The organism is Paraburkholderia haematera (assembly GCF_905220975.1).
GTDB lineage: Bacteria > Pseudomonadota > Gammaproteobacteria > Burkholderiales > Burkholderiaceae > Paraburkholderia > Paraburkholderia haematera.
Genome location: NZ_CAJNBK010000006.1, coordinates 1 through 20,396, shown reverse-complemented (window position 1 = coordinate 20,396; position 20,396 = coordinate 1). Strand labels below are relative to the sequence as shown.

Below are 20,396 nucleotides of genomic sequence, written 5' to 3'. Positions count from 1 at the left end.
TCACTGCGGCTATCGACGTCATGGTCAACACTCAAAACAACTCCAGCTCACCGCTGGTTTCTTCGATCGCGCTCGTGTCCGCCACGAAGTCGATCGACGCATTCGCGCACACGCATATCGTCGCGGCAAGCCGCACGGAACCGTTAAGCGTGATCGAATACGACGACTGCAAACCAGGCTTCAATTCCAACAGATGGTCGAGGCAACGCGCGCTCAACACATAAGGCGTCGACATGCCGAGGTCCGGAAAATAATGCAGCAGCTCCTGATTCATCGCGCCGCAGCACAGATTGCAGATTTCCAGAAACGCTTCCTGGAAGGGCCGCTCATCGTCCTCTTTCAGGTAGTAGCCGCGAGTGCTGTCGTTTTCGTCGAAGTGCAGGATCAGCAGCAGTCTGAAGACGATCGACGAGATGGTCAGCACGACCACCTGAGTGTCCTTTGTTGCGCCCGCGCCGGCTTCGACGAGCGGGGCAATCTCGCACGTATCGCCGGAATCCAGCGGCAGGCGCGCCTTTGCCGCCTTGCAGAAAATCCGTTCGAAGCTGTCCTTCGCGTTGCCCGTGATCACATCGGCACCTGGTGCAGCTTCGAGTGAAACTGGTTGGCGAGCGATTCGACGCTGGAGAGCGACGCCGCGATCATCTTGCCGCCCGCCTGAATGTCCTGAAAGGTGGAGGTGGTGGTCAGGTCGTTGCGGTGCAGGCTGTCGCGATAGCTCTTCGACAACTCCTCGGAACGCGCGGCGAGCGCCCGGACCTCGCTCGCCACCACCGCGAAACCACGTCCCGCCGGACCCGCGCGCGCGGCCTCGATCGACGCGTTCAGCGACACGATCACCACATGCCGGACGATCGACGACAGCTCCTGATTCTTCGCGTGCATATCGTGGTTCTGCGTCATCAGCGAGATCATCTGCTCGTGCCAACGCTCGAATGTCGCGCCGAGGCTCTTCAGACGCGCGGCTTCGCCAGCGATCTGTTGCGCGTGATGCGCCCACTGGTCCTTGCCGTCGGTCGCTGCTTTCAGCGTTGCGCGCAACTCGTCGACGCTGGCCGATTGCTGCCTCAGCTCATCACGCAACTGTGCGGCCAACGCTTCCATCTCCTGCACCGCCTGTTCGCGTTCGCGGATCGCTTCACCGTGATCCGCGTGTTCCGCCGAGAGCGCTTCGATCCGGGCATCCGCTTCGGCGCGCAACCGGGCCGCGAGCCTCGTGCTTTGCAACTTGTGCGCGACAAATGCCAGCAGCGCGGTCACCGCGCTGCCTGCCACCGCCGCCAAGGCGTACTGTTCGTACTGTTGAATCACAACCTATCCTTCCGAAGTCCGTCGCGAAACGCATCAATCAGCGTTCGTCCAACGTTCAATCCGCCATCGCGTCGAGTTTCAGTTCGCCGGCGTCACCACGCGCTTCCACACCCAGCGTATCGACGGCGACGCTATCCGGCAGGCAGACGATCGTCTGGAACTGGCGAAACGACGCGCCCTTGTGATCGTCGGTGAAGCGCAGTTCGATGCGGCCGTTCTCGCGCTTGAGGAAGTCGCGTACGGCGTCCATGCCCACGCCGCGGCCCGACACTTCCGTGACCGTTGCAGCGGTTGAGAAGCCCGGCCGGAAAATGAATTCGGCGATGGTTTCGTCGCTCAATTGTTCGTCGCTGCCGATCCAGCCGCGCTCGGCGGCAATGCCGCGAATCCGTTCGAGCGCGAGGCCGCGGCCGTCGTCGCTGAGCGTGATCTGCAGCGCGTGGTTGTCGACGCCCACTTCGATATCGATCGTGCCTGCCGGTGTCTTGCCGTGCGCGCTGCGCGCGTCGGCGGCTTCAATACCGTGATCCATTGAATTGCGCAGCAGATGCATAAAGACGTTGCCCAGCGTGCCGCCTGCCTGGCCGCGCAGACGGTAGCCGTTGTCGTCGATACGCACGATCGGCGCCGGCTTGCCCAGTTCCTGCGCGAGCGAAGGCAGCGAGTCCAGCACACCGGACAGCGCATCGCGCACGCTTTCGCTGCCGAGAGCCAGCAGGGTTTGGCGCATCGCATCGCGCATCGACTGCAATTCGTGGAGTTCGCCTGCGTTCGTCTTGTCCAGCATGCTCAGGGTCTGCTGAATCTGGTCCTTCTCGACCATCACATAGCGGCCCGCATTGCCGGCGTTGTTCAAGCCGGCTTTGGCTTTGCGGCCGAGGCTCTGTTCGTTGATCCTGGCGTAGCTTTCGATCGCCTCGCGCACGCGCGTCAGCTCCTGCATCAGGTGTTCCTGATCCCACGAGCGGTCCGCGTCCGGCTGGCGCAGTTCGTCATAGCTCTGCTCGGTTTCGTGAACCACGTTAGTCAGGTGCGCCAGGTTATAGGTCCGCGCATTGCCCTTGATGGTGTGCATGTTGCGGAACAGTTCGGCGATCGCCGCATGGTCCGCTTCCGAATGCTTGCGGATGATGCGCTCGTTCTCGCTGACAAAACCCGCGGAGCTTTCAATGAAGTGATGGAACTTCTCTTCGCTCACCGCAAGAATCTCGCCGATCATGTCGAGACGGCGGCGCTGTTCGCTGGCTTCTGCCGCGAGCTTGCGCAGTTCGGTGACGTCGCGCACGCACAACATCAAACGCAGGATCACGTCGTTTTCGTCGGTGATGGCCGACCAGCTGAGGTCAAGAATCTTCACGCGGCCATCGGGCATGCGCTTCGAAATTTCGCTGACCAGCAGGTGCTGATTGAACGCGAAGTTGATGCAGTCTTCGCCGAGGCAAGCGTGTGCCGCCGCATCGACTTGCGAGAGCACATCCGAGCCGAGATCGGTATCCGAGAACACCAGGTCCATCAGACCGCGCCCGGCGATGTCTTTCGTTTCGAAGATGTCTTCCAGATACGCCGAGTACTCCGAGTGGATCACAGCGCCGTCGACCACCGTCAAAATACCTTGCTGCATGTTCTGCAACATGGCCTGGATGTCGGCGGTCTTCTGCTTGAGTTGCGCCGAGCTTTCCTGGATCTTTTCGATCATGCCGTTGAAGGCGACGATCGAATGGCCGATCTCATCCAACCGGCCCACCGGCACGCGGCGCGTGAAATCCTGGCTCGACGCGATCTCGCTCATCATGGCCTGCATGCGGCTGAGCGGACGCGTGATCTGACGATAGAGCAGCGTGCCGATGAAGGTCAGCAGAATGATCGCGATACCGGTGACGGCGGCGATAGCCGTCGTGGTCGTGGCGAGCGTGGCATTCAGTGTGGTGATCGCCTCGTCTTTCTGGCGGTTTTTCTCGACGCGCAGCGTTTCAACGATACCTTCGAGTTCGTCGCGATACTGGGCGACGTTGGCGAACAGATACGCTTGTGCGAGTTCGTTCTTGCCGTCTGCTTTCATTTTCGCCGTCTCAGCAATTGCCGAGAAGTAATTCTCGAGGCTTTCGTTGGCCTGGGAGACGAGGCCCTGTTGGGCGTGGCTCGCGGCATCTTTGGCCTGCAGCGCGAGAGCCTGTTGCAGCGAGGCCTTCTTCTTCTTCAGTTCGTCTTGCGCCTGGGAGACCATGTTGGCGTCCGGCGCGTAGACCAGCGTCATCGTGGCGAGCTGGACGTCTTTGACCTGCGAGACGAGGTCGGCGGAAGCCAGCGCGCTGGGGACGACGCCTTCGGTCACCTTGCGCACTTCGGCCGCGCTGCCGCGCGTCTGATACACGGCGTAGCCGCCGATCGCCGACAAGGCGACGAACATCAAGACAACCAATAGTGTGATGCGATGACGGATAGTCATGTGAAACCCCCGAGGGTATGGCCTTCGCGTCAGCCCTCGATCGGAGCAGCGCGTTTTTTGCGAATTTTGGGTCAAGCTTGCAGCGCTGCCGAGTATTGCCGGCGCATATTACTAAGCTGTGACTACAGGGCGTTTGGCCACACCAACGAGATTAAATATTCTCCTAAAGTTTTTGATTTCGACGCCGTTTACCGCCGTCGTTTTGCGTCCCGTGGCGCGTCGCCTTTTTGCAACAGCCGACGTTGCGTCGACGCAAATTGAGCGGCAACGGTTCTGCGCCAGGCGCGTCAGCGGATCGACGACAGATGCTTCGACGCTTCACGGAAAGTCAGCGGCGACATGATGTCCCGCGAAGCGGAAAGAAAAGCGCTCACCGCGTGAGGAGCATGCCACGCGTAATCCCGCAGCGCCCAACCGACGGCCTTACGAATGAAGAAGTCGCTTTCCGCGGCGAGCGTTCGCGCGTACCCGAAAAGACGCTCTTCGTCGGTGTGCTCGCGCCAGCCGAGTTGGTGAATCATGGCAATACGCCGAACCCACAGCGAGTCGTGCTGGAGTGCCGCATCCATCGCGGCCTGCACCTTCGGCGTGTGGGCTCGCGCCGCTTTCAGAACGTCGCCGACGACACCCGCCAGCGGATCGATCGAATCCCACCAGGCGCACCGCTGAGCGAGCGTTAATAAGTGCGCGATGTCTGCCGCCGCAAGCGTTTTCCATTTGCGCGCCAACAGGTCGGTCGTGACGTACTGGAATTCGCGCTCCGGCATCGACCATAAGACATTCGCGCATGCCAGCAGATGATCGGCATTCTCCACCGGCAGCCGCTTGAACACCGGCAATACCGATTTCCGCCGCAGCGGCGTTGGCACACCGATGAACTCGAAGTGGTCACGCATGTAGGCGCGCATCGCGAGCGCGCGTTGAGCGTCGGCGTGTGGCGCGAGGGCCGCTTTGATTTCTTCGCCGAAGACGTCGGGCGTCATTGGGAACGGACTCCAGGTGAATGGAAGGTAACTCGAAGACGGCTGCGTTCGGGCAGGCCTCCCGAATCTTCTCACCTTCGAATCGAAAGTGCGTCGACAGGTAGCAACATTATCACCGCACGCGCTCCCGAATGTTCTCACCTGTGGGTTCTTAGATTCCCTCCGGAACCGCCGCCCATCACCTTATACAAGGTCACAAGATTGGCCTGATGAGGATTCCCTGGAAATCCTCACCTAAGCTATCTACCGGTGCGAATTCGATGGGGCAACTGCTCACCTCCTGGATTCGCTCACCTTCGCGTGCGGTCTCCTGGAACTCCTCACCTTATTGCGTCCTGGCTTACTGGCACGGTGCTGTTCGGCGCATGGAATGACTCACCTCCATCGTGATGTGATGCCTGGCCCCCTGGAACAGCTCACCTTTCGTGGATTTAACAGCGTCTCCTGGAATTCCTCACCTTTGGCCGTGGTGACGTCATTTCCTGGAATTCCTCACCATTGAGCGAGGCGACGCCATCTCCTGGAATTCCTCACCATCCTGGAATCGCTCACCTTTGAATGCATAGCCGCGCAGGATGCGCGGACGTCAATCACGCCTCCCGTTGTGAGACCGCTTTGATTGCCGTTTTTTGTCCCGCGCGACTTCAGTTTGCCTTTAGCTCCCGCCAAAGAAGATATTGCATTGCGGGTCGTTGCTGCAGGACTTCTTATTTTTCCAGCCGCTCTGCATTTTCGTGTCGGGCATGCCGCCGTATGCCTGCGTCGCCGCCGAGTCGGAAGGCGCCGCCTGTGTCACTGCATTTTCCTGTGGGGTAGGTTGTTGAGGGTCCGGCATGCTTTGCGAATGCGCGAATCCCGCCATGACAAGTAATCCGGCAGCAGAAGCCACCATCAGTCGTGATTTCACTTTCAGCTCCTTAATTCAGGGTGCGTCTTTCACTGATGCAGATCGTTATCCGCATGCCCGGAAGTCGGCATAGAGAGGGGATTTTCGGGCGCGCGAACGCTCTTCGGGCCTGCGGGCGAATTGCCCGAGGCCAAAGTCTTAGGTAGTTATGAAAATAGGGAGAGCAGTGCGCCGAACTGAGGTTCCGGGGCGCAAAGAGGCGTGCGAACTGGCAGTGTCAACGGGTTTCGTGAACCCCTCGGCACGGAATAATCGCCCTGCAAATACCTGTTATAGGGCGTGAAATGCCGGAGCGATAGCGATTATTTGGGCCGCGGGCCATCCAAACGCTCACAAGCGTTTTTTTACGCCAGGACTGGAGCTTATTACGCCAGTTTAAAACTTCACCTTCAACTGAAACCCGATCGTGAACGGAAGTTTGTCCGAGGGGATCGGCGGAATCACAATGAAGTTCGCCCCAACGCGCTTGTATTCGACCATCACGATCGGCGCGGCCACCGGTCCTATCGTGTGGTTGCGGCCGAGACCCCAGTTGCCGTAGTTATAGCCCGAGATGATCCCGCCCATCGCCGCGATCCGCACGATGCCCCAGTGCGCGAACTCCGGTGCCCAGACGCCGCCGCCATAGTACGAGGGCCGCCGCAGCGAATTGCGAAAACCGCCGGCGGTCAACGCCCATTGATTGTTGAGCCAGCATTCGGCGCCAAGGCCGGGATTGAATTGCTCGAAATGCGTATTCGGGTCGGGGTTGATGTGGTACGAACCGAGCATGGCGTCGACCCATACGCCGCCCTCGCACCAATTGCCCGCATGCGCAGCGGACGCCGCGGCCAGGCTCGCGACGAGCGCCACGACGGTACGCCGAATGTTCTTCTTGGTCTGCCGAAAATGCATGTGCTCTCCGTCACCGGTCGAGTGCCGGTGTCATCTAGGGTCCAGGTTCGCCTGCTTGCCGCCCGTGGCGCACTGTACCTCAACCGGCACGGGCGATGTGGAGGACACGCTCAGGCACGCGGGCACAGCACGTGCCTCACGACACAGACGCCACCATAACGGAGAACAGATGGCAGAGCGGTGAACACCCGGCAAGTATCCACCTTCAATGGCTGGGAAAGGTTTAGAGGCCGAGATCGGACAGACCCGGATGATCGTCAGGACGGCGGCCGAGCGGCCAATGATAAAGACGGTCGGCCTCGCGGATCGGCAGATCGTTGATGCTGGCATGACGGCGCGCCATCAGTCCGTGCTCGTCGAACTCCCAATTCTCGTTGCCGTACGAACGGAACCAGTTGTTCGAGTCGTCGTGCCATTCGTAGGCAAAGCGCACGGCGATGCGGTTATCCGTGAATGCCCATAATTCTTTAATCAGGCGGTAGTCGAGTTCCTTTGCCCATTTGCGGCGCAGCAGTCCGACGATCTCCGCGCGACCATGCGTGAACTCGGCACGGTTGCGCCAGACGCTGTCGGGCGTGTAGGCGAGCGACACGCGCTCGGGGTCGCGGGTATTCCAGCCGTCTTCCGCGGCGCGCACCTTCTGGATAGCGGTTTCCCGTGTGAACGGCGGTAACGGCGGGCGGGTTTCGATCGTGTCAGCCATGGTGGATCCTCAGTCAGGTTGCGGTGCGCCGGGACGCCGGTCGCTTGGTTGGGGTTTTGCCTTGGGACCTGCTCGCTGATTGACCCGCGAGTGGGTCCGATTCGCTTGCCGATTCGGTATCGAGCAAGGCTTCTGCGGCGGCTCGCGCGTCGAGCGCGGCGTCGGCCTCGCCGCTCACCAGCGCCACGGCGATGGCACCGTCGAGCAGGATCAGCCATTGGCGCGACAGGCGCGCAGCGCGGCGGGCGTCCATGCCCGATTCGGCCGCGTACTCATCGAACCGGGTTCGGACGAACGCGAGCAGGCGTTCCTTGTGTTGACGCGCCACGATCCGGATCGGATCCTCCGCGGAGGCGATTTCGCCAGCGGCGTTCATAAACGCGCAACCATGAAAATCCTCCGACGCAAACCATTGCCGCAACACATCGAACATGCCGAGCAGGTGTTTGCGCGCAGTCTTGCCATGCTGCAGCGTGCCCGCGATAAACCAGTTCATCCAGCGTTCGTCGCGCCGCTCCAGCGCGGCAGCGACAAGCGCGTCTTTCGATTCGAAATGCGTGTAAAAGCTTTTGCGCGCGGTGCCGGACTGCTTGACGATCGCATCGACACCTGTGGCGTGGATGCCGCCGGCGTAGATCAACGCTTCCGCAGCGTCGAGCAGCCTTTCACGCGCGCTGCCGGACGCAGCAGATTCAAATGGGTTTTGAGTAGCCATGTACGAAGGGTAGAACGATCATTCTCCTTCGTCAAGTTTTTGTGTGCTTAGGCGCGTCGGCACTTCGGGTACGCTTACTGCTATCGTGACGACGATCGATCAACCGGAACGAATCTCATGAGTCGCTCTACTCTCCGCGCAACGTTTGTGCGTGCGCTGCTCGGCGCAACGCTGCTAACGGCGATGATGGCCTGTACGCCTGTGCAAGTGCTCACCCATACGGTCAGCCAGAACGAAGCGCGCGTGCCGGCCGGACGCTATGATCTCGACCCGGACCACTGCAGCATTACCTTCGATATCGATCACTTCAAGTATTCGCGTTTCACCATGCGCTTCGACCGCAAGCAGGGGCAGCTTGACTGGACGGAAGGCGGGCTGGACAAGAGTAGCGCGACGATCACGATCGACGCCGCGAGCATCGACACGAACGTGCCGCTACTGGACAAGATGGTGAAGAGCGCGAGCATGCTGGACGTGGCGCGGTATCCGGAGGTGCGCTTCGTCAGTACGCGCTTTGAGCGCACCGGCGAATCGCGCGGCACGTTGAGCGGCGATCTGACGATTCATGGCGTCACGCAACCTGTAACGCTCGATGTGACCTTCAACGGATTCGCGCCGGATCCGCTGACGAAGAAAGACACGCTCGGCTTTTCGGCGGACGGGCATTTCAGCCGCGCGAGGTTCGGTTTGGCGACGTGGTACCCGGCTGTCGGAGACGATATTCATGTGCGCGTTCAGGCTGAATTCGTTAAAACGCCCGCAGGCGCGTGAGCGCGGTGCGGGCGTTTCATTTCAGCGGCTGCGGCTGGGTGCGCCTAAGTACGCCGCTTGTTCAAGCTTGTTCAAGCTTGTTCAATTCACGCGGCGGTCCAGTCGAGAATCACCTTGCCGCTCTCACCTGAGAGCATCGTGGCAAACGCTTCCTGATAATCGTCGACCTTGAAGTGGTGGGTGAGGATCGGCGACAGGTCCAAACCGCTTTGCAGCATCGCAACCATCTTGTACCAGGTCTCGAACATCTCGCGGCCATAAATGCCCTTGATTTCGAGGCCTTTGAAGATCACCTGGGTCCAGTCGATCGCGGTCTGCGCCGGTGGAATGCCGAGCAGCGCAATTTTTCCGCCGTGGTTCATCGCTTCGAGCATGCTGGTGAAAGCGCTTGGTACACCTGACATTTCCAGCCCGACATCGAAACCTTCGGTCATGTGCAGATCCGCCATCACGTCGCGCAACGATTCACGCGAGACGTTCACCGCACGTGTCGCGCCCATCTTGCGCGCGAGTTCGAGCCGATAGTCGTTGACGTCGGTGATCACCACATTGCGTGCGCCGACGTGTTTCGCGATCGCCACCGCCATGATGCCGATCGGCCCGGCGCCAGTGATCAGCACGTCTTCGCCGACCAGGTTGAACGATAGCGCGGTATGCGTGGCGTTGCCAAACGGATCGAAGATCGCGGCGAGGTCATCGGAGATTTCGGGCGGAATCTTGAACGCGTTGAACGCGGGGATCACGAGGTATTCGGCGAATGCGCCTTCGCGATTCACGCCGACGCCCACCGTATTGCGGCACAAATGCCGACGCCCTGCACGACAGTTGCGACAGAAGCCGCAGGTGATATGCCCTTCGCCCGACACGCGATCGCCGATCGCAAAGCCGCGCACTTCCTGACCCATTTCGACAATTTCACCGACGTATTCGTGGCCGACGTGCATCGGTACCGGAATCGTCTTTTGCGCCCAGTCGTCCCATTTCCAGATGTGGATATCGGTACCGCAAATCGCGGTGCGGGTGATACGGATCATCACATCGTTGTGACCGACTTCGGGCTTCTTCACATCCGTCAGCGTGAGGCCCGGTGCGCGTTCGAGTTTTGCCAATGCTTTCATGTGCGCCTCCGCTTCAGATGATGCCGAGTTGACGGCCGACGCGCGCAAATGCGTCGACGGCTCGATCGATTTGTTCCGGCGTGTGCGCCGCGCTCATTTGCGTGCGGATTCGCGCACGGCCTTTGGGCACCACGGGGAACGAGAAACCGATCACGTATACGCCTTCCTTCAGCAAGGCGTCGGCCATGTTCGACGCGAGTTGCGCGTCGCCCAGCATGACCGGAATGATCGGGTGTTCGCCAGGCACGAGCGTGAAGCCGAGCGCGCTCATTGCACGGCGGAAATGCGCACCGTTGTCACGCACGCGCGCACGCAGTTGCGCCCCTTCGTCGCTGGCGAGCAGCTCGAGTACTTTCAGCGAGGCCGCAGCAATGCTCGGCGTCAGCGTGTTGGAGAACAGATAGGGACGCGAGCGCTGACGAAGCAGATCGACAACCTCCTGTCGCGCGGCGACGTAGCCGCCCGATGCGCCACCCAGTGCTTTGCCGAGCGTGCCTGTAATGATGTCGACGCGCGACAGCACACCGCAATGTTCCGGCGTGCCACGCCCATGTTCGCCGACGAAACCGACCGCGTGCGAATCGTCGACCATGACCAGTGCGCCGTAGCGGTCGGCCAGATCGCAAATGCCGGCGAGGTTCGCGATGATGCCGTCCATCGAAAACACGCCGTCCGTGGCGATCAGCTTGAAGCGCGCGCCGGCGGCTTCGGCTTCTTTCAGCCTGGCCTCGAGATCCGCGAGGTCGTTGTTCTTGTAGCGAAAGCGCTTCGCCTTGGAAAGCCGTACACCGTCGATGATGCTCGCGTGGTTCAACTCGTCGCTGATGATGGCGTCGTTTTCGTCGAGCAGGGTTTCGAACAGACCGCCGTTCGCATCGAAACAGCTGGAGTAGAGAATGCAGTCGTCGGTTTGCAGGAATTCGGCCAGCGCTTTTTCGAGGTCTTTGTGCACGGTTTGCGTGCCGCAAATGAATCGCACCGACGCCATGCCAAAGCCGTCGTTGTCCAGACCAAGCTTTGCGGCCTCGATCAGGCGCGCGTCGTTGGCCAGGCCGAGATAGTTGTTTGCGCAGAAGTTCAGCACTTCCGTGCCGTTCGCGAGACGTACGTCAGCCGATTGCGGGCTGGCGATTACGCGCTCGTTCTTGTAAAAACCGTCGGCGCGAATCTGCTCGAGAGTGCCGCGCAGATGGGCGAGGTAAAGGTCACGCATGAACCAGACTCCTGAATGGGTGATGCGCCCCGACATGTCCGGCATCTGCGGCATTTTCGACGTCAAGGCGGGCTGTTATAGTCGGCTGTCAGTTTTATCGGATATTTTCGTTTTTCCGAACTAAAATCCGGTATGTCGAACAACTCTAAACGATAGGTCAGTAAATGGCAAGTTCGGGAATCCGCCGTGCAGCAGCCAGCGCGGCACCTTCTTCAGGCGCGGGCGCGGTCGCGGCGATCGCGGCGCCGCCCCGTGTCGGCGAGCAGATTCAGCGTCTGCGCGCCGAACGGCGCATGACGCTCGACGACCTGTCGCGCGCGGCCGGCGTATCGAAATCGATGCTCTCGGAAATCGAACGCGACAAGGCCAATCCGACGATCGCGGTCGCCTGGCGTCTGACGAACGCGCTCGGCGTCAGTCTCGATTCACTATTCGCGCCGCAGAAGGCGCCTGAAGCGATCGCCGTCTCCGGTCCGCACGACATCCCGACTTTGAGCGGACACGAGGCCAAGTATCAATTACGTGTCTGGGGGCCGATCGAGTTGGCCGGCAAGTTCGAGTGGTACGAATTGACGCTGCAGCCGGGCGGGGCGCTGGTGTCGAACGCGCACGAACCCGGCACGCGTGAGCATCTGACTGTGTTGCAGGGATCGGTCGACATCGAGGCAGCGGGCGCGACGAAGCGGCTCAAGGCCGCGGACACCGCACGCTACGTTGCCGACGAGCCGCACGCAATCCGCAATGCGGGAAAGGGCGAGGCGAAAGCGCTGCTGGTGGTGATTCACGGCTGAGGGGCGGGCGCACCTTTGCGGGTTGTTGGCGAAATCGGGCTGGATTGTCCGCTCGGCTGAGGTTGCGCAGGACACTGTATATTTGTACAGTACAGGGTATCGACTGGAGCCGATAATGAACGACCTGACCACCGACCAAGCCGAGCATGCTCTGGCCGCGTTGCGCTATCAAACCGCGGCGCGCGATCTTGAACACATCGTGCGCAACATCGCCGCGCGCTACATCGTCCAGCAGGTGCCGCTCTCGTGGCGCCTGCTCCATGCAATCGAAGCCGAAGCGCTAGCGGATCTCGGGTTTGCCAGCCGGCACGACGCGATCATGCTCGGCCTGTTCCAACGGCCGTCCGGGCTGCCTTATCCGGAAACGGACGAGTCCGTGGACTTCGGCACCTCCACCGCGCTGCCGGCAGTGTTCGCGTTTGCCGTCTCGGCCTATGAAGAAGCGGCACGCCGCGCCGCGCAACCTGCGTCCAAAGCTGCGCCGCTCAAGCACGCACGGGCATGGGGCGACTGACTTAAGCGCTGTACTTCCATCGGTTGCCGCCTACAATATGCGCAACTAACGGAAAGAATGCGTATGTCACCTCCTCATCTGTCCGACCCGGTCCCGCGCCCTGCGCCGTCAACCGATCTCTTCGATCGGGAACGCGAAGACTGGCGCCGCGATCCGCAAATCGCTTTCGACGCCTGGCTTGCCAAGCAGCATTTCAGGCGCTCGTCCGCTGAAGTCTATCAAGCGCAGTGGGGGCTTTTCCTCGACTGGCTTGCGGTTCGCCAAAAGAGTCTGGTTCTGGTCGATACGCAAGCCATTGCTGAATTCGTGGGTGGGCTTGAGATCAGAAAACCGCAGCGCGTCAGGTATTTGCGTCTCATTGAGCGAGTGCTGGATCATGTGCGTGAAATCGAATCCGCATCGACCAATCCCGCACGCTTCATTGCTCAGGATGGCGAAGCAGCGTGGCGAAACGCGCGCGATAACGAGCCGACCGGTTTTCTCAACCATGCCGAACGCGCCGCGCTCATCACGCAACTGTTTTCGCCTTTGCCGGCCTTGTCCGTGGCGCAGCGCTGGCGAGAGCGACGCGATCGTGCATTGATTGCGGTGTTTCTCGGCGGTGGACTCAAAACGGGCGAGGCCGCTGCACTTACGGTTAGTTGCGTGAATGTCGGCTCACCCTGGGTCACGATCGAGTCCGCGAATCCAATGCTCACGCGGCGAACCCGGCTCGCCCCCTTTGCTGCTGCCATTCTCGACGCATGGCTTGCCGAACGGCGCCTCTCCGAACTGGCCGGCAATCTGGTTTTTCCCGCTTCGCCTTCAGGGCGCCCCATGCACAAGGCGACCATGCTGCGCGCGGTCGACGCGTTGATCGACGCGGCTGGAATTGCCGCGTCGCGCGCCTCACGCGCCAGTCCGCAAACCTTGCGCAACACTTTTGCGGCGGACCTGTTTGAGAGCGGAGTTGAGGCGGAACTGGTCGGGCAATGGTTGGGATTTGTACAAGCGGTGTCCGCCAACCGTTTGTATCGGGCGTGGCAAAGATGGATGGATCAGCAGGATTCGCCGGTTGTCGATGAACCGGATCCGGCCGCGCCTCCGTTGCCCACACCTAGACGCGACGGGCGTTTGACGAGGAAAGGGTGAACAGAGAATCCTGAAAACGCTCACCCTTGGGGTCCTGAATTTTCTCACCTTTGGCGATTTTGCTGCTATGACGCCCACGCGGAGCGGTCATGCCGACGCGGCGCTCGAAGCACGCGACAAAAACCGGCTGACCGCCTCCAGCCTTGATTCACCGGGGCCTGACGAGTAATCGCACTCAGGGCACTGTAGTTCGAAGCGGTGATCCACTTGCGATAGCTCGGGCTCACCTTCCTCACATTTCGGACAGTGCAGCGGCAGTTTCACCTGGCCGTCCGCTGCTGTACCGATCGTTGTCAGCTCGTCGGCCGTGAGCCTGCCTGCTTCGACCAGCGAACACAGCAGGCCCGCGATTGCCGGGTCGATGCCCTGTTGGCTCCGAAGCATGGCGACTTCTTTCGTCAAAGCATCCACTTCGTCCGATTGCTCGCGCAGTTGCGCGTCGAGCCGGTCGCCGCGCGCCTTGGCTGCGGCGATCTGCTGAATAAACTCGAATTCCTTGCGGCTCGCATCACGCACCCCCGATTGATAGGTGGCCGCCATGCTGCGTAATGAATCGAGCTCGACCAGCATCGGCTTCACACGCCGCTCGGCTTCGGCCACGGCGTCCTTGATCTGCTGCGCATAGTGTTCAGTGCTTTGGCGCAATTCCACATGTAGTGCATCGATCCGGTCGCGAAGCGACGCGTTGGTCGCCTGTTCGGTCTCAAGACGGTGACGCAGCGCTTCATTTTCGCCGTCGAGCCGTCGCACCGTTGCTTGCAAGCCTTCCTGGTGAGCGGTCCCATGTGTCGTGGTGCTGGATAGCTCGGTCTCGAGAACGCGAACGCGTTCCCACGCGGCTTCCGCTCTCAGTTCGCTGCGCTTGATCGCCTCTTCCGACACGTCGCGGCGAATTTCTGCTTCCCGCGCGCGTTGGTCGGCTGCGGTGACTTGGGTCCGAATTTCCTCGCGTTCGCTGTCAAGCGTTAAGCGAGCATGGACGACGGCTTCTTCAAAGAGCGCGCCCAACAGTTCTCCGGCGCGCTCTTCCAGTCCTTTCGGGATGGCGCCGGCGCCGACTTTTACGCGCGACACCGTTCTGATGCGTTCCCAGAAGTGGTCGATGTCCTTCGGAATATCGCTTGCGCTGCCAGTTTGGGTCAGGTCGCGAACGGCCGCCATGGATGGACGAATCCCCAAGTCGAAAAAGAGTCGCTTGCAGGCATGCAGTGATAGTTCCTGCCGCCGTGCCCCGCTGGCTCTCAACGATTCGAGCTCGTTGCGGATAGCTTGCCGTTCCTGATCCAGATTCATGTATACCTCGATGTTGCGCGTATTGGATGAATCATAACAATTTACGTATTGTTTGCTACGTATTTGTTTGTGGTGCGTGCCATTTGGCTAGTTGGCGTGGTTTAGAGGTGCGGGTAGGTCAAGAGATTGGGGCAAGCAGTGTTTTTCCGTGAAACAAAACGAAGATTAGCCAATAAGCCTTTGTAAATAAAGCGTTTTCATGGGTTTCTTCCTGATCGCGCACTGTTTCACGAGAACTTCATGATGGCTGAAGGGGTGAAGAGGTTTTGTCCGAAGGACACGCGGGGAAATTCTAGAGAGTAATAAAAGTAAACACCTTTGAACCCATGTTAAAAACGTTAACGCCACGGCAAACCCTTACCAGACAGGCGTTTCAGCCCGGTTAGGTGAAGCTTTACGGGAGTGGTGGTGAGGTCTTGCGGGAGTGTTGGGTGATGAGGTTCGGGGGCCTCGGTGAGCAGGTCCGGGACAGAACGTGAGCGGGTTCAGGAGCCACCCCCAAAGTGCGGTTTGGCTAAAGGTGAGATTTTGCGGGACCTGAGCGTGCCAGATCGCCCGGCAGCACTCGAAAGTCGGTTCTGAGTGCGCTAACCCTGAAGGTGAGCGCTTTCGGGACTGGCTTGGACGCCAATTTTTGACCTTATTTGGGCCTCGTTAACCCCATGGGTGAGTCAAGACGGGAGAAAACGCGAACCGAAGGTGAGACTTTCCGGGGCCGAGGTGCCGTTTTTGCCTCAATTTTGTGCATTCGGGGGCTTAAGGTGAGCGTTTGCGGGAGCGGGACGGGATTTCAACCGAAATTCTCTCGGCTGCGTCAATCGAATCCTTGCTCACCCGTGAGGAAAGGTGAGGGAATTCGGGAGACGTGGATCGAGGCGATCGCCGGCTCGTCAAATGGGCTGTTTTTAGCTTGAGGTGAGGTTTTTCGGGAGTCTTTTGGGACGCTCGCGATCACGAAGGTGAGGAAATACAGGACCAAAATCGTCGTAATGGGCCGGAAAGGCCCTACGGACGCTGTCAGAGCAGTTCCGATTTTGTGGCTCCTGAATTCTTAAGGTGAGGTTTTTCGGGGCCCTTCGCGTTGCGGTCGGAGATGTCAGATTTCGCCGAAAAGCTGCTAAAGGTGAGGATATACGGGAGTGTGTACGCATAGCTTGGCTAACGACGCTGCTGTAACCCGATGAAATCATTGAATAATTTTTGTGCGCTGCGCAAAGGTGAGGTTTTTCGGGGGAGCTTTTCCATGACGCGCGCAGGCCCCTCTTCGATGCAATGGTGAGGTTTTTCGGGAGTATTTATCGGTGTTTTTTCAGACCTCCAGGTCTGGAGGCCGCGTCGTTCCGAGCGCTCGACCAGCGCAAAGGTGAGCTTTTTCGGGGGCATTTGTCCTGACTCTGATCTCACGCTTGCGTCACTGGGGTGTCTGTCTGCCATAGCCGGCAGCCGTTTACCCGGAAAGCCATGTGGCGATTGCCGTGCGCATCAGCGCGGCGAAGGCCGGACGATGCCGTGATCGACGGGCAGGTATGCCGACGAGCTTCGTTGCGGCGCCTGCTTGGGCCGAGGCTGGGCGTGTTTGCCGGGACTTTCCCCTCCCCTCTCCGCTGAAATGAGCCGACGCGCGTCCGCACCACTGAGCTAGCGCGAGTGCACCCCGCTCGCAAGGTGCGCGTAGCCAAAATTCGCGAGAATTTTTTGAGGTGAGAAGATTCGGGATTGAATAGCCGCCGTTCGCGGCAGGTCGAAATTCGCTCGGCATTTCGGGAGGCCGCGACCTGTAAGGATGCCCTGAACCTGGCGCGAAACGGGTGAGGTGAGGGTTTTCGGGAGCTGCTCGAGGTGAGTTGCGCCTCGTAAACTCACTTCACCGGGAACGGTGAGACCCATGCTATAGACGCGTATCACCACAGCCGGTATGCTCTCGCCAAATCCCTCCTCGACCAGACGCATGGCCACTAAGCGCGCGAAGAAGACAGATGTAGTCAGCCCGAGCTCGGCCGAATTGCGCAAGGCCGTCGAGGCGATTGCGATCCAGCCCAAGAGCGGCAAGATCACGCTCCTCACCCGCAAGCTATTCAACGTTCTCCTTGCTGTCGCTCAACAAGCTGACGAGTCTGGCGACACCTATCGGGCCTTGCTGTCCGACATCGTCGCCAATTCGGCATTCGATTCGAACGACACGGCGCTCGTGAAGGAGCACCTGCGACGGATGGTGTCGGTGCAGGTCGAATGGAGTACCGGCACGTCCAGCCAGAAGCCGGGCCGGAAATGGGGTATCTCCACGCTGATTGCCGACGCGGAAATTCTCGAAGACCCCACCACTCGCCGCGTCTGGGTGGAGTTTTCGTTCGCACCGAAGATCAAGAAGAAGCTGCTCGATCCGGTTCAGTATGCGCGGCTGAGTCTGCAGTTCCAGAGCCAGCTACGTAGTAGCGCGGGTCTCGCCCTCTACGAGATTTGCGTTCGCTATCTGACCAACCCGAGCCATCTGACGATGCGCGAATCATGGGAATGGTGGCGCCCTATCCTCTCCGGCACGCCCGACACCGAAGCGGGCGACGAGGCGAAGCGCGAGTACAAGTACTTCAAGCGCGACTACCTGCGCCCGGCCATCGCCGAGGTGAATGCAGTCACCAACATCTTTGTCGAATTGATCGAGCACCGGGAAGGGCGGCGAGTCGCGGAGATCCAGTTCCGCGTGACCGAGCGCAAGCAGCCCATGCTTGCACTCGACGAACACCCGAATGTGTTCGACAGCACCTTGGTCGACCGGATGGTGAAGATCGGCATTCCGCTGAAAGAAGCACAAACACTGTATGCCGATAGCGAAGAAAACCGGATTCGCGCGGCTTTGCAAATGACCGAGCAGCGCATGCGCAGCACGTCCTTGCCCGCGGTGCGCAGCGCACCGGCTCTGTTCAAGGACGCGTTGAAGAAGGGCTATGCGCCGCCCCTCGAGGCGCTGCCGTCCGGAAGCGGTGGCAAAGCCGCAGTGGCCGCACCGGCGGACGATCTGAAAGCGCGTCTGCTTGGCGAATATTCGGCGGTTCGCCGCAAGGAAGCGAGGGAGCTTTACGACGAACAAGGTGAGTCCGAGCGGGAGATTGCGCGGAAATCGTTCGAGGAAGACGAGTTGCCGGATCTCGGCACGCATATGCGGGACGATTGGCGCCGTCGTGGGCTGGACTCGAAGATCGTCGAGACGGCGTTCTTCGATTGGCTTGCTCGCAAAACGTGGGGCGAACCCACCGATGGCGACCTGCTCGCCTTCACGCTGAGTCAATCGCGCGCGGCGTAATCATCAAGAAAAACGGCGGCGCACTCTCGTGCGCCGCCGTATCTTTTCCTGCTGGTGCTTTCCCCTCTGTTACTTCAGCATCTTCTCAATCTGACGAAGAATGTCGTCACGCTTTTCACGCGTGAGACCCTTCAGGCGCAGTTCGATCCGGTCGTCCCCGTACGACTTCAGATCGCCGACCGCGACACCGCCGAGCTTGATTTCCAGACGCTGCGCATAGCGCTGCCGACCCGCCGGCTTGGTACTTTCCTGCGCGCTCGCCCTGCCCTTCACAATGTCTGCGACTTGTCGCGTGCTCAGGTCGTCCGAGAGGATTTTGTTGATCAGACGCAGCGTAGCGTCGGCACCGCGGGCCGTGTGATATCGGCCCACCTGATACGCCATGTTCGAACCAAAGCGGTCAGGCCTTGCGACCATCTCATGCATCACCACCTCGGGCAGCTTTGCGATCGACAGGGCGACCGCGACGGTCGACTCGTCCAATCCAAGGTGCTCGGCGAGCTCCTTCTGGCTCTGGAAATGCCGATCGTCGAGAAAGCGTTTCCAGACAACCGCGTTGTCGAACACTGTCTGTGAATCGCGCTGAACGTTCAGGTCGTAGCCGAGCTTGTAGCTTTGGATACCGATTGGCAGATCGATAACGATCGCCTTCACCGATTCCTTGTTCGCTTCTTTCAGCGCCCGTACGCGCCGGCCGCCGTCGCTGACGAAGTAGGAGCCGGGATTGTCGTAGTCGGGAATGACGTGAATCGCCTGCTGCTGTCCTTGCTTCGCCAGATTGACGGCAAGCTCGGCAATCGACGACTTCAAATAGAAATGGCGTGGATTGAACGGGCTCGGTTTGATCGTTTTGAGCGCAAGCTCGATGACCTGGCCCGGACGGTAAGCGTGTTCGATCCGCCACGCGCGGTAGTCCGCCGACTCGTTGGCGATATCGGCAGCGTCGACTTCCGCGACGTCTTGCGACATGACTGGCTGGATAGTGCGGCTCGGTACTTCGCCGGTCTTGACCATACCGTCGATCGCATTCAGGCGGTCGAGGGCAGTTCGCTTTTCGCTGCTGGTCGTATCAGGACGTGCTTGAAAGCCTTTGGCGAATTGGGAGGGTTTCATTCAGGGTCCTTTATGCGCATAAATTCAGGGGAGCAGGGCTGCGATCTCGTTGGCGCACGCCCGTACTTCGATGGCGGCGAGCTTGGCGCCGCGATCGTTCATCTGAAGCACTGTCTGCCCTAACGCCATTGCCTGCTTATAGGCTTCACGCGTTGGGATTTGGGTCTTGAGCAGTGGGAAACCGAGTTCTTCCAACGCGCGCTTCAGTTCGCGCGTCAGCATCCGTTTCTCTTCGGTCTTATTCAGTAGGAAGACTGCGCGCAGGTCCTCGTTCATGACCTGAGCTTGCTGGACGAGCTTCACCAATCCAACGCTCGACCAATAATCGGCGGGTGACGACGACGTCGGCATAATCGCGACGCTCGCCGCGAGTAACACGACGCCGGACACTTTCTCGGTGATGGAGGGGGGGCAGTCGACGACGATGATGTCGTAGTCCGCCACGAACTTCTTGATCTCGCGATGGATCTGGCTGCCGGCCTCGGAGAGGTTGACGACCGGAAAGGGGATGCCGGTTTCGCCGTCTGATGATGCACTGGCCCAATGGATCAGTGTGTTTTGACCATCTGCGTCTACGACGAGGACGCGCTTGCCTTTCTCATGAAACGCAGCGCCGAGGTGCATCGCGATTGTGCTCTTCCCGACCCCACCCTTTTGCTGAGTTACCGCGATGATTTCTGCTGCCAATCTTCACCTCCTCTTTTTAGACGCAGATGGATTTTACCTGGATGAATTCGCATTTCAATCGTTTTTGTGTAAACGCGAGAAGAATTAGCCGTTCGAGATAGGTTTATGCGCATAAAGGGGATGTAGGCACGACGAGCGACAGCGTTGTGGCTGTGAGGCGCTATCAGCGCGTACACGGTGGTGGCGTTTGGGAGATATCAGATGCTGTGGGTGGGCGAAGGCGGTGAAGGGGTTGAGGCGGCTGCGCGAATCGACGCGATGTGGGTGCGCCGTTGGAGATGGGTGGGAGCGTTTGTCATTCCGGACTCGACGCGGCTCCCCTCCGCGTAATCGGGCCACGTTACCTCGCACAGCTTTTCGCATGGCGGGCCTATTGGCGGGGAGGGGCATTTGCGGACCACTCGGGGGTGTCCCGAATTTTGTGTAAACGGGTTTGTGTTTAACCCGGCACGAGCCGTTCTTCGAACTGGATGGTGAAGCGGTTCAGGGCTGCTTTCCAGTCCCGGAT

19 protein-coding genes are annotated in these 20,396 nt (G+C 59.9%); 5 read left to right on the top strand and 14 right to left on the bottom strand.

What is annotated here, in order from left to right:
• Positions 1-31 precede the first annotated feature (31 nt).
• From KHO23_RS13315 to KHO23_RS13280, 8 genes are all read right to left on the bottom strand, one after another.
• Complete coding sequence (locus tag KHO23_RS13315) at positions 32-571, bottom strand: hypothetical protein (protein WP_211611703.1); 540 nt, start codon at positions 569-571, stop codon at positions 32-34.
• Positions 568-1,311, bottom strand: coding sequence for a methyl-accepting chemotaxis protein (locus KHO23_RS13310; RefSeq protein WP_236066832.1), 744 nt, complete (start codon positions 1,309-1,311; stop codon positions 568-570). The genes KHO23_RS13315 and KHO23_RS13310 overlap by 4 nt, the downstream gene beginning before the upstream one ends.
• Positions 1,312-1,366: 55 nt before the next feature.
• On the bottom strand, positions 1,367-3,757 hold the full coding sequence (locus tag KHO23_RS13305; protein WP_211611702.1) for a HAMP domain-containing protein: 2,391 nt from the start codon (positions 3,755-3,757) through the stop codon (positions 1,367-1,369).
• Positions 3,758-4,044: 287 nt separating this feature from the next.
• Positions 4,045-4,740, bottom strand: coding sequence for a DNA alkylation repair protein (locus KHO23_RS13300; protein ID WP_211611701.1), 696 nt, complete (start codon positions 4,738-4,740; stop codon positions 4,045-4,047).
• A gap of 655 nt (positions 4,741-5,395) precedes the next feature.
• Complete coding sequence (locus tag KHO23_RS13295) at positions 5,396-5,647, bottom strand: hypothetical protein (RefSeq protein WP_211611700.1); 252 nt, start codon at positions 5,645-5,647, stop codon at positions 5,396-5,398.
• A 375-nt stretch (positions 5,648-6,022) separates the two neighbouring features.
• Positions 6,023-6,541, bottom strand: a complete 519-nt coding sequence (locus KHO23_RS13290) for a hypothetical protein (protein ID WP_211611699.1) — start codon at positions 6,539-6,541, stop codon at positions 6,023-6,025.
• Positions 6,542-6,764: 223 nt separating this feature from the next.
• Complete coding sequence (locus KHO23_RS13285; protein ID WP_169486285.1) at positions 6,765-7,244, bottom strand: nuclear transport factor 2 family protein; 480 nt, start codon at positions 7,242-7,244, stop codon at positions 6,765-6,767.
• Between the two features lie 13 nt (positions 7,245-7,257).
• The gene (locus KHO23_RS13280; RefSeq protein ID WP_211611698.1) at positions 7,258-7,959 is read right to left on the bottom strand and encodes a TetR/AcrR family transcriptional regulator; all 702 of its coding nucleotides are present in this window, start codon (positions 7,957-7,959) and stop codon (positions 7,258-7,260) included.
• Between the two features lie 117 nt (positions 7,960-8,076).
• On the opposite strand from KHO23_RS13280, the gene KHO23_RS13275 reads away from it, so the two are divergent.
• Entirely contained in the window at positions 8,077-8,730 is a 654-nt protein-coding gene (locus KHO23_RS13275) for a YceI family protein (RefSeq protein ID WP_211611697.1), read from the top strand.
• Positions 8,731-8,816: 86 nt separating this feature from the next.
• Here KHO23_RS13275 and tdh read toward each other — a convergent pair whose 3' ends face one another.
• Together tdh and KHO23_RS13265 are read right to left on the bottom strand one after the other, a co-directional pair.
• A complete protein-coding gene (tdh, locus tag KHO23_RS13270) occupies positions 8,817-9,848 on the bottom strand; it encodes an L-threonine 3-dehydrogenase (protein WP_012428787.1) in 1,032 nt (343 codons plus the stop codon).
• Positions 9,849-9,861: 13 nt separating this feature from the next.
• Entirely contained in the window at positions 9,862-11,061 is a 1,200-nt protein-coding gene (locus KHO23_RS13265; RefSeq protein WP_211611696.1) for a glycine C-acetyltransferase, read from the bottom strand.
• 164 nt (positions 11,062-11,225) lie between these two features.
• Between KHO23_RS13265 and KHO23_RS13260 the strand changes: the two genes are divergently transcribed.
• From KHO23_RS13260 to KHO23_RS13250, 3 genes are all read left to right on the top strand, one after another.
• Positions 11,226-11,852, top strand: a complete 627-nt coding sequence (locus KHO23_RS13260; RefSeq protein WP_211611695.1) for a helix-turn-helix domain-containing protein — start codon at positions 11,226-11,228, stop codon at positions 11,850-11,852.
• Between the two features lie 115 nt (positions 11,853-11,967).
• Complete coding sequence (locus KHO23_RS13255; RefSeq protein ID WP_211611694.1) at positions 11,968-12,366, top strand: DUF2471 family protein; 399 nt, start codon at positions 11,968-11,970, stop codon at positions 12,364-12,366.
• 63 nt (positions 12,367-12,429) lie between these two features.
• A complete protein-coding gene (locus tag KHO23_RS13250) occupies positions 12,430-13,497 on the top strand; it encodes a tyrosine-type recombinase/integrase (RefSeq protein ID WP_211611693.1) in 1,068 nt (355 codons plus the stop codon).
• An 87-nt stretch (positions 13,498-13,584) separates the two neighbouring features.
• Here KHO23_RS13250 and KHO23_RS13245 read toward each other — a convergent pair whose 3' ends face one another.
• Both KHO23_RS13245 and KHO23_RS13240 read right to left on the bottom strand, forming a co-directional pair.
• Positions 13,585-14,790, bottom strand: a complete 1,206-nt coding sequence (locus KHO23_RS13245; protein WP_211611692.1) for a DNA-binding protein — start codon at positions 14,788-14,790, stop codon at positions 13,585-13,587.
• A 1,158-nt stretch (positions 14,791-15,948) separates the two neighbouring features.
• The gene (locus KHO23_RS13240) at positions 15,949-16,173 is read right to left on the bottom strand and encodes a hypothetical protein (protein WP_211611691.1); all 225 of its coding nucleotides are present in this window, start codon (positions 16,171-16,173) and stop codon (positions 15,949-15,951) included.
• 565 nt (positions 16,174-16,738) lie between these two features.
• Between KHO23_RS13240 and KHO23_RS13235 the strand changes: the two genes are divergently transcribed.
• Positions 16,739-18,088, top strand: a complete 1,350-nt coding sequence (locus tag KHO23_RS13235) for a replication initiation protein (protein ID WP_211611690.1) — start codon at positions 16,739-16,741, stop codon at positions 18,086-18,088.
• 69 nt (positions 18,089-18,157) lie between these two features.
• Here KHO23_RS13235 and KHO23_RS13230 read toward each other — a convergent pair whose 3' ends face one another.
• Both KHO23_RS13230 and parA read right to left on the bottom strand, forming a co-directional pair.
• Positions 18,158-19,201 (bottom strand): ParB/RepB/Spo0J family partition protein, encoded by a 1,044-nt coding sequence (locus KHO23_RS13230; protein WP_211611689.1) that lies wholly within the window; start codon positions 19,199-19,201, stop codon positions 18,158-18,160.
• 24 nt (positions 19,202-19,225) lie between these two features.
• The gene (gene parA, locus KHO23_RS13225) at positions 19,226-19,888 is read right to left on the bottom strand and encodes a ParA family partition ATPase (protein ID WP_028195981.1); all 663 of its coding nucleotides are present in this window, start codon (positions 19,886-19,888) and stop codon (positions 19,226-19,228) included.
• Between the last annotated feature and the right edge of the window lie 508 nt (positions 19,889-20,396).

What these genes read in the sequence shown, in the direction of transcription:
- KHO23_RS13285 (WP_169486285.1), bottom strand. Translation starts at nt 7,244, where the DNA reads ATGGCTGACACGATCGAAACCCGCCCGCCGTTACCGCCGTTCACACGG.
- KHO23_RS13275 (WP_211611697.1), top strand. Translation starts at nt 8,077, where the DNA reads ATGAGTCGCTCTACTCTCCGCGCAACGTTTGTGCGTGCGCTGCTCGGC.
- KHO23_RS13280 (WP_211611698.1), bottom strand. Translation starts at nt 7,959, where the DNA reads ATGGCTACTCAAAACCCATTTGAATCTGCTGCGTCCGGCAGCGCGCGT.
- KHO23_RS13300 (WP_211611701.1), bottom strand. Translation starts at nt 4,740, where the DNA reads ATGACGCCCGACGTCTTCGGCGAAGAAATCAAAGCGGCCCTCGCGCCA.
- KHO23_RS13260 (WP_211611695.1), top strand. Translation starts at nt 11,226, where the DNA reads ATGGCAAGTTCGGGAATCCGCCGTGCAGCAGCCAGCGCGGCACCTTCT.
- KHO23_RS13245 (WP_211611692.1), bottom strand. Translation starts at nt 14,790, where the DNA reads ATGAATCTGGATCAGGAACGGCAAGCTATCCGCAACGAGCTCGAATCG.
- KHO23_RS13265 (WP_211611696.1), bottom strand. Translation starts at nt 11,061, where the DNA reads ATGCGTGACCTTTACCTCGCCCATCTGCGCGGCACTCTCGAGCAGATT.
- KHO23_RS13250 (WP_211611693.1), top strand. Translation starts at nt 12,430, where the DNA reads ATGTCACCTCCTCATCTGTCCGACCCGGTCCCGCGCCCTGCGCCGTCA.
- KHO23_RS13290 (WP_211611699.1), bottom strand. Translation starts at nt 6,541, where the DNA reads ATGCATTTTCGGCAGACCAAGAAGAACATTCGGCGTACCGTCGTGGCG.
- KHO23_RS13230 (WP_211611689.1), bottom strand. Translation starts at nt 19,201, where the DNA reads ATGAAACCCTCCCAATTCGCCAAAGGCTTTCAAGCACGTCCTGATACG.
- KHO23_RS13235 (WP_211611690.1), top strand. Translation starts at nt 16,739, where the DNA reads ATGGCCACTAAGCGCGCGAAGAAGACAGATGTAGTCAGCCCGAGCTCG.
- tdh (WP_012428787.1), bottom strand. Translation starts at nt 9,848, where the DNA reads ATGAAAGCATTGGCAAAACTCGAACGCGCACCGGGCCTCACGCTGACG.
- KHO23_RS13240 (WP_211611691.1), bottom strand. Translation starts at nt 16,173, where the DNA reads ATGCCCCCGAAAAAGCTCACCTTTGCGCTGGTCGAGCGCTCGGAACGA.
- KHO23_RS13255 (WP_211611694.1), top strand. Translation starts at nt 11,968, where the DNA reads ATGAACGACCTGACCACCGACCAAGCCGAGCATGCTCTGGCCGCGTTG.
- KHO23_RS13305 (WP_211611702.1), bottom strand. Translation starts at nt 3,757, where the DNA reads ATGACTATCCGTCATCGCATCACACTATTGGTTGTCTTGATGTTCGTC.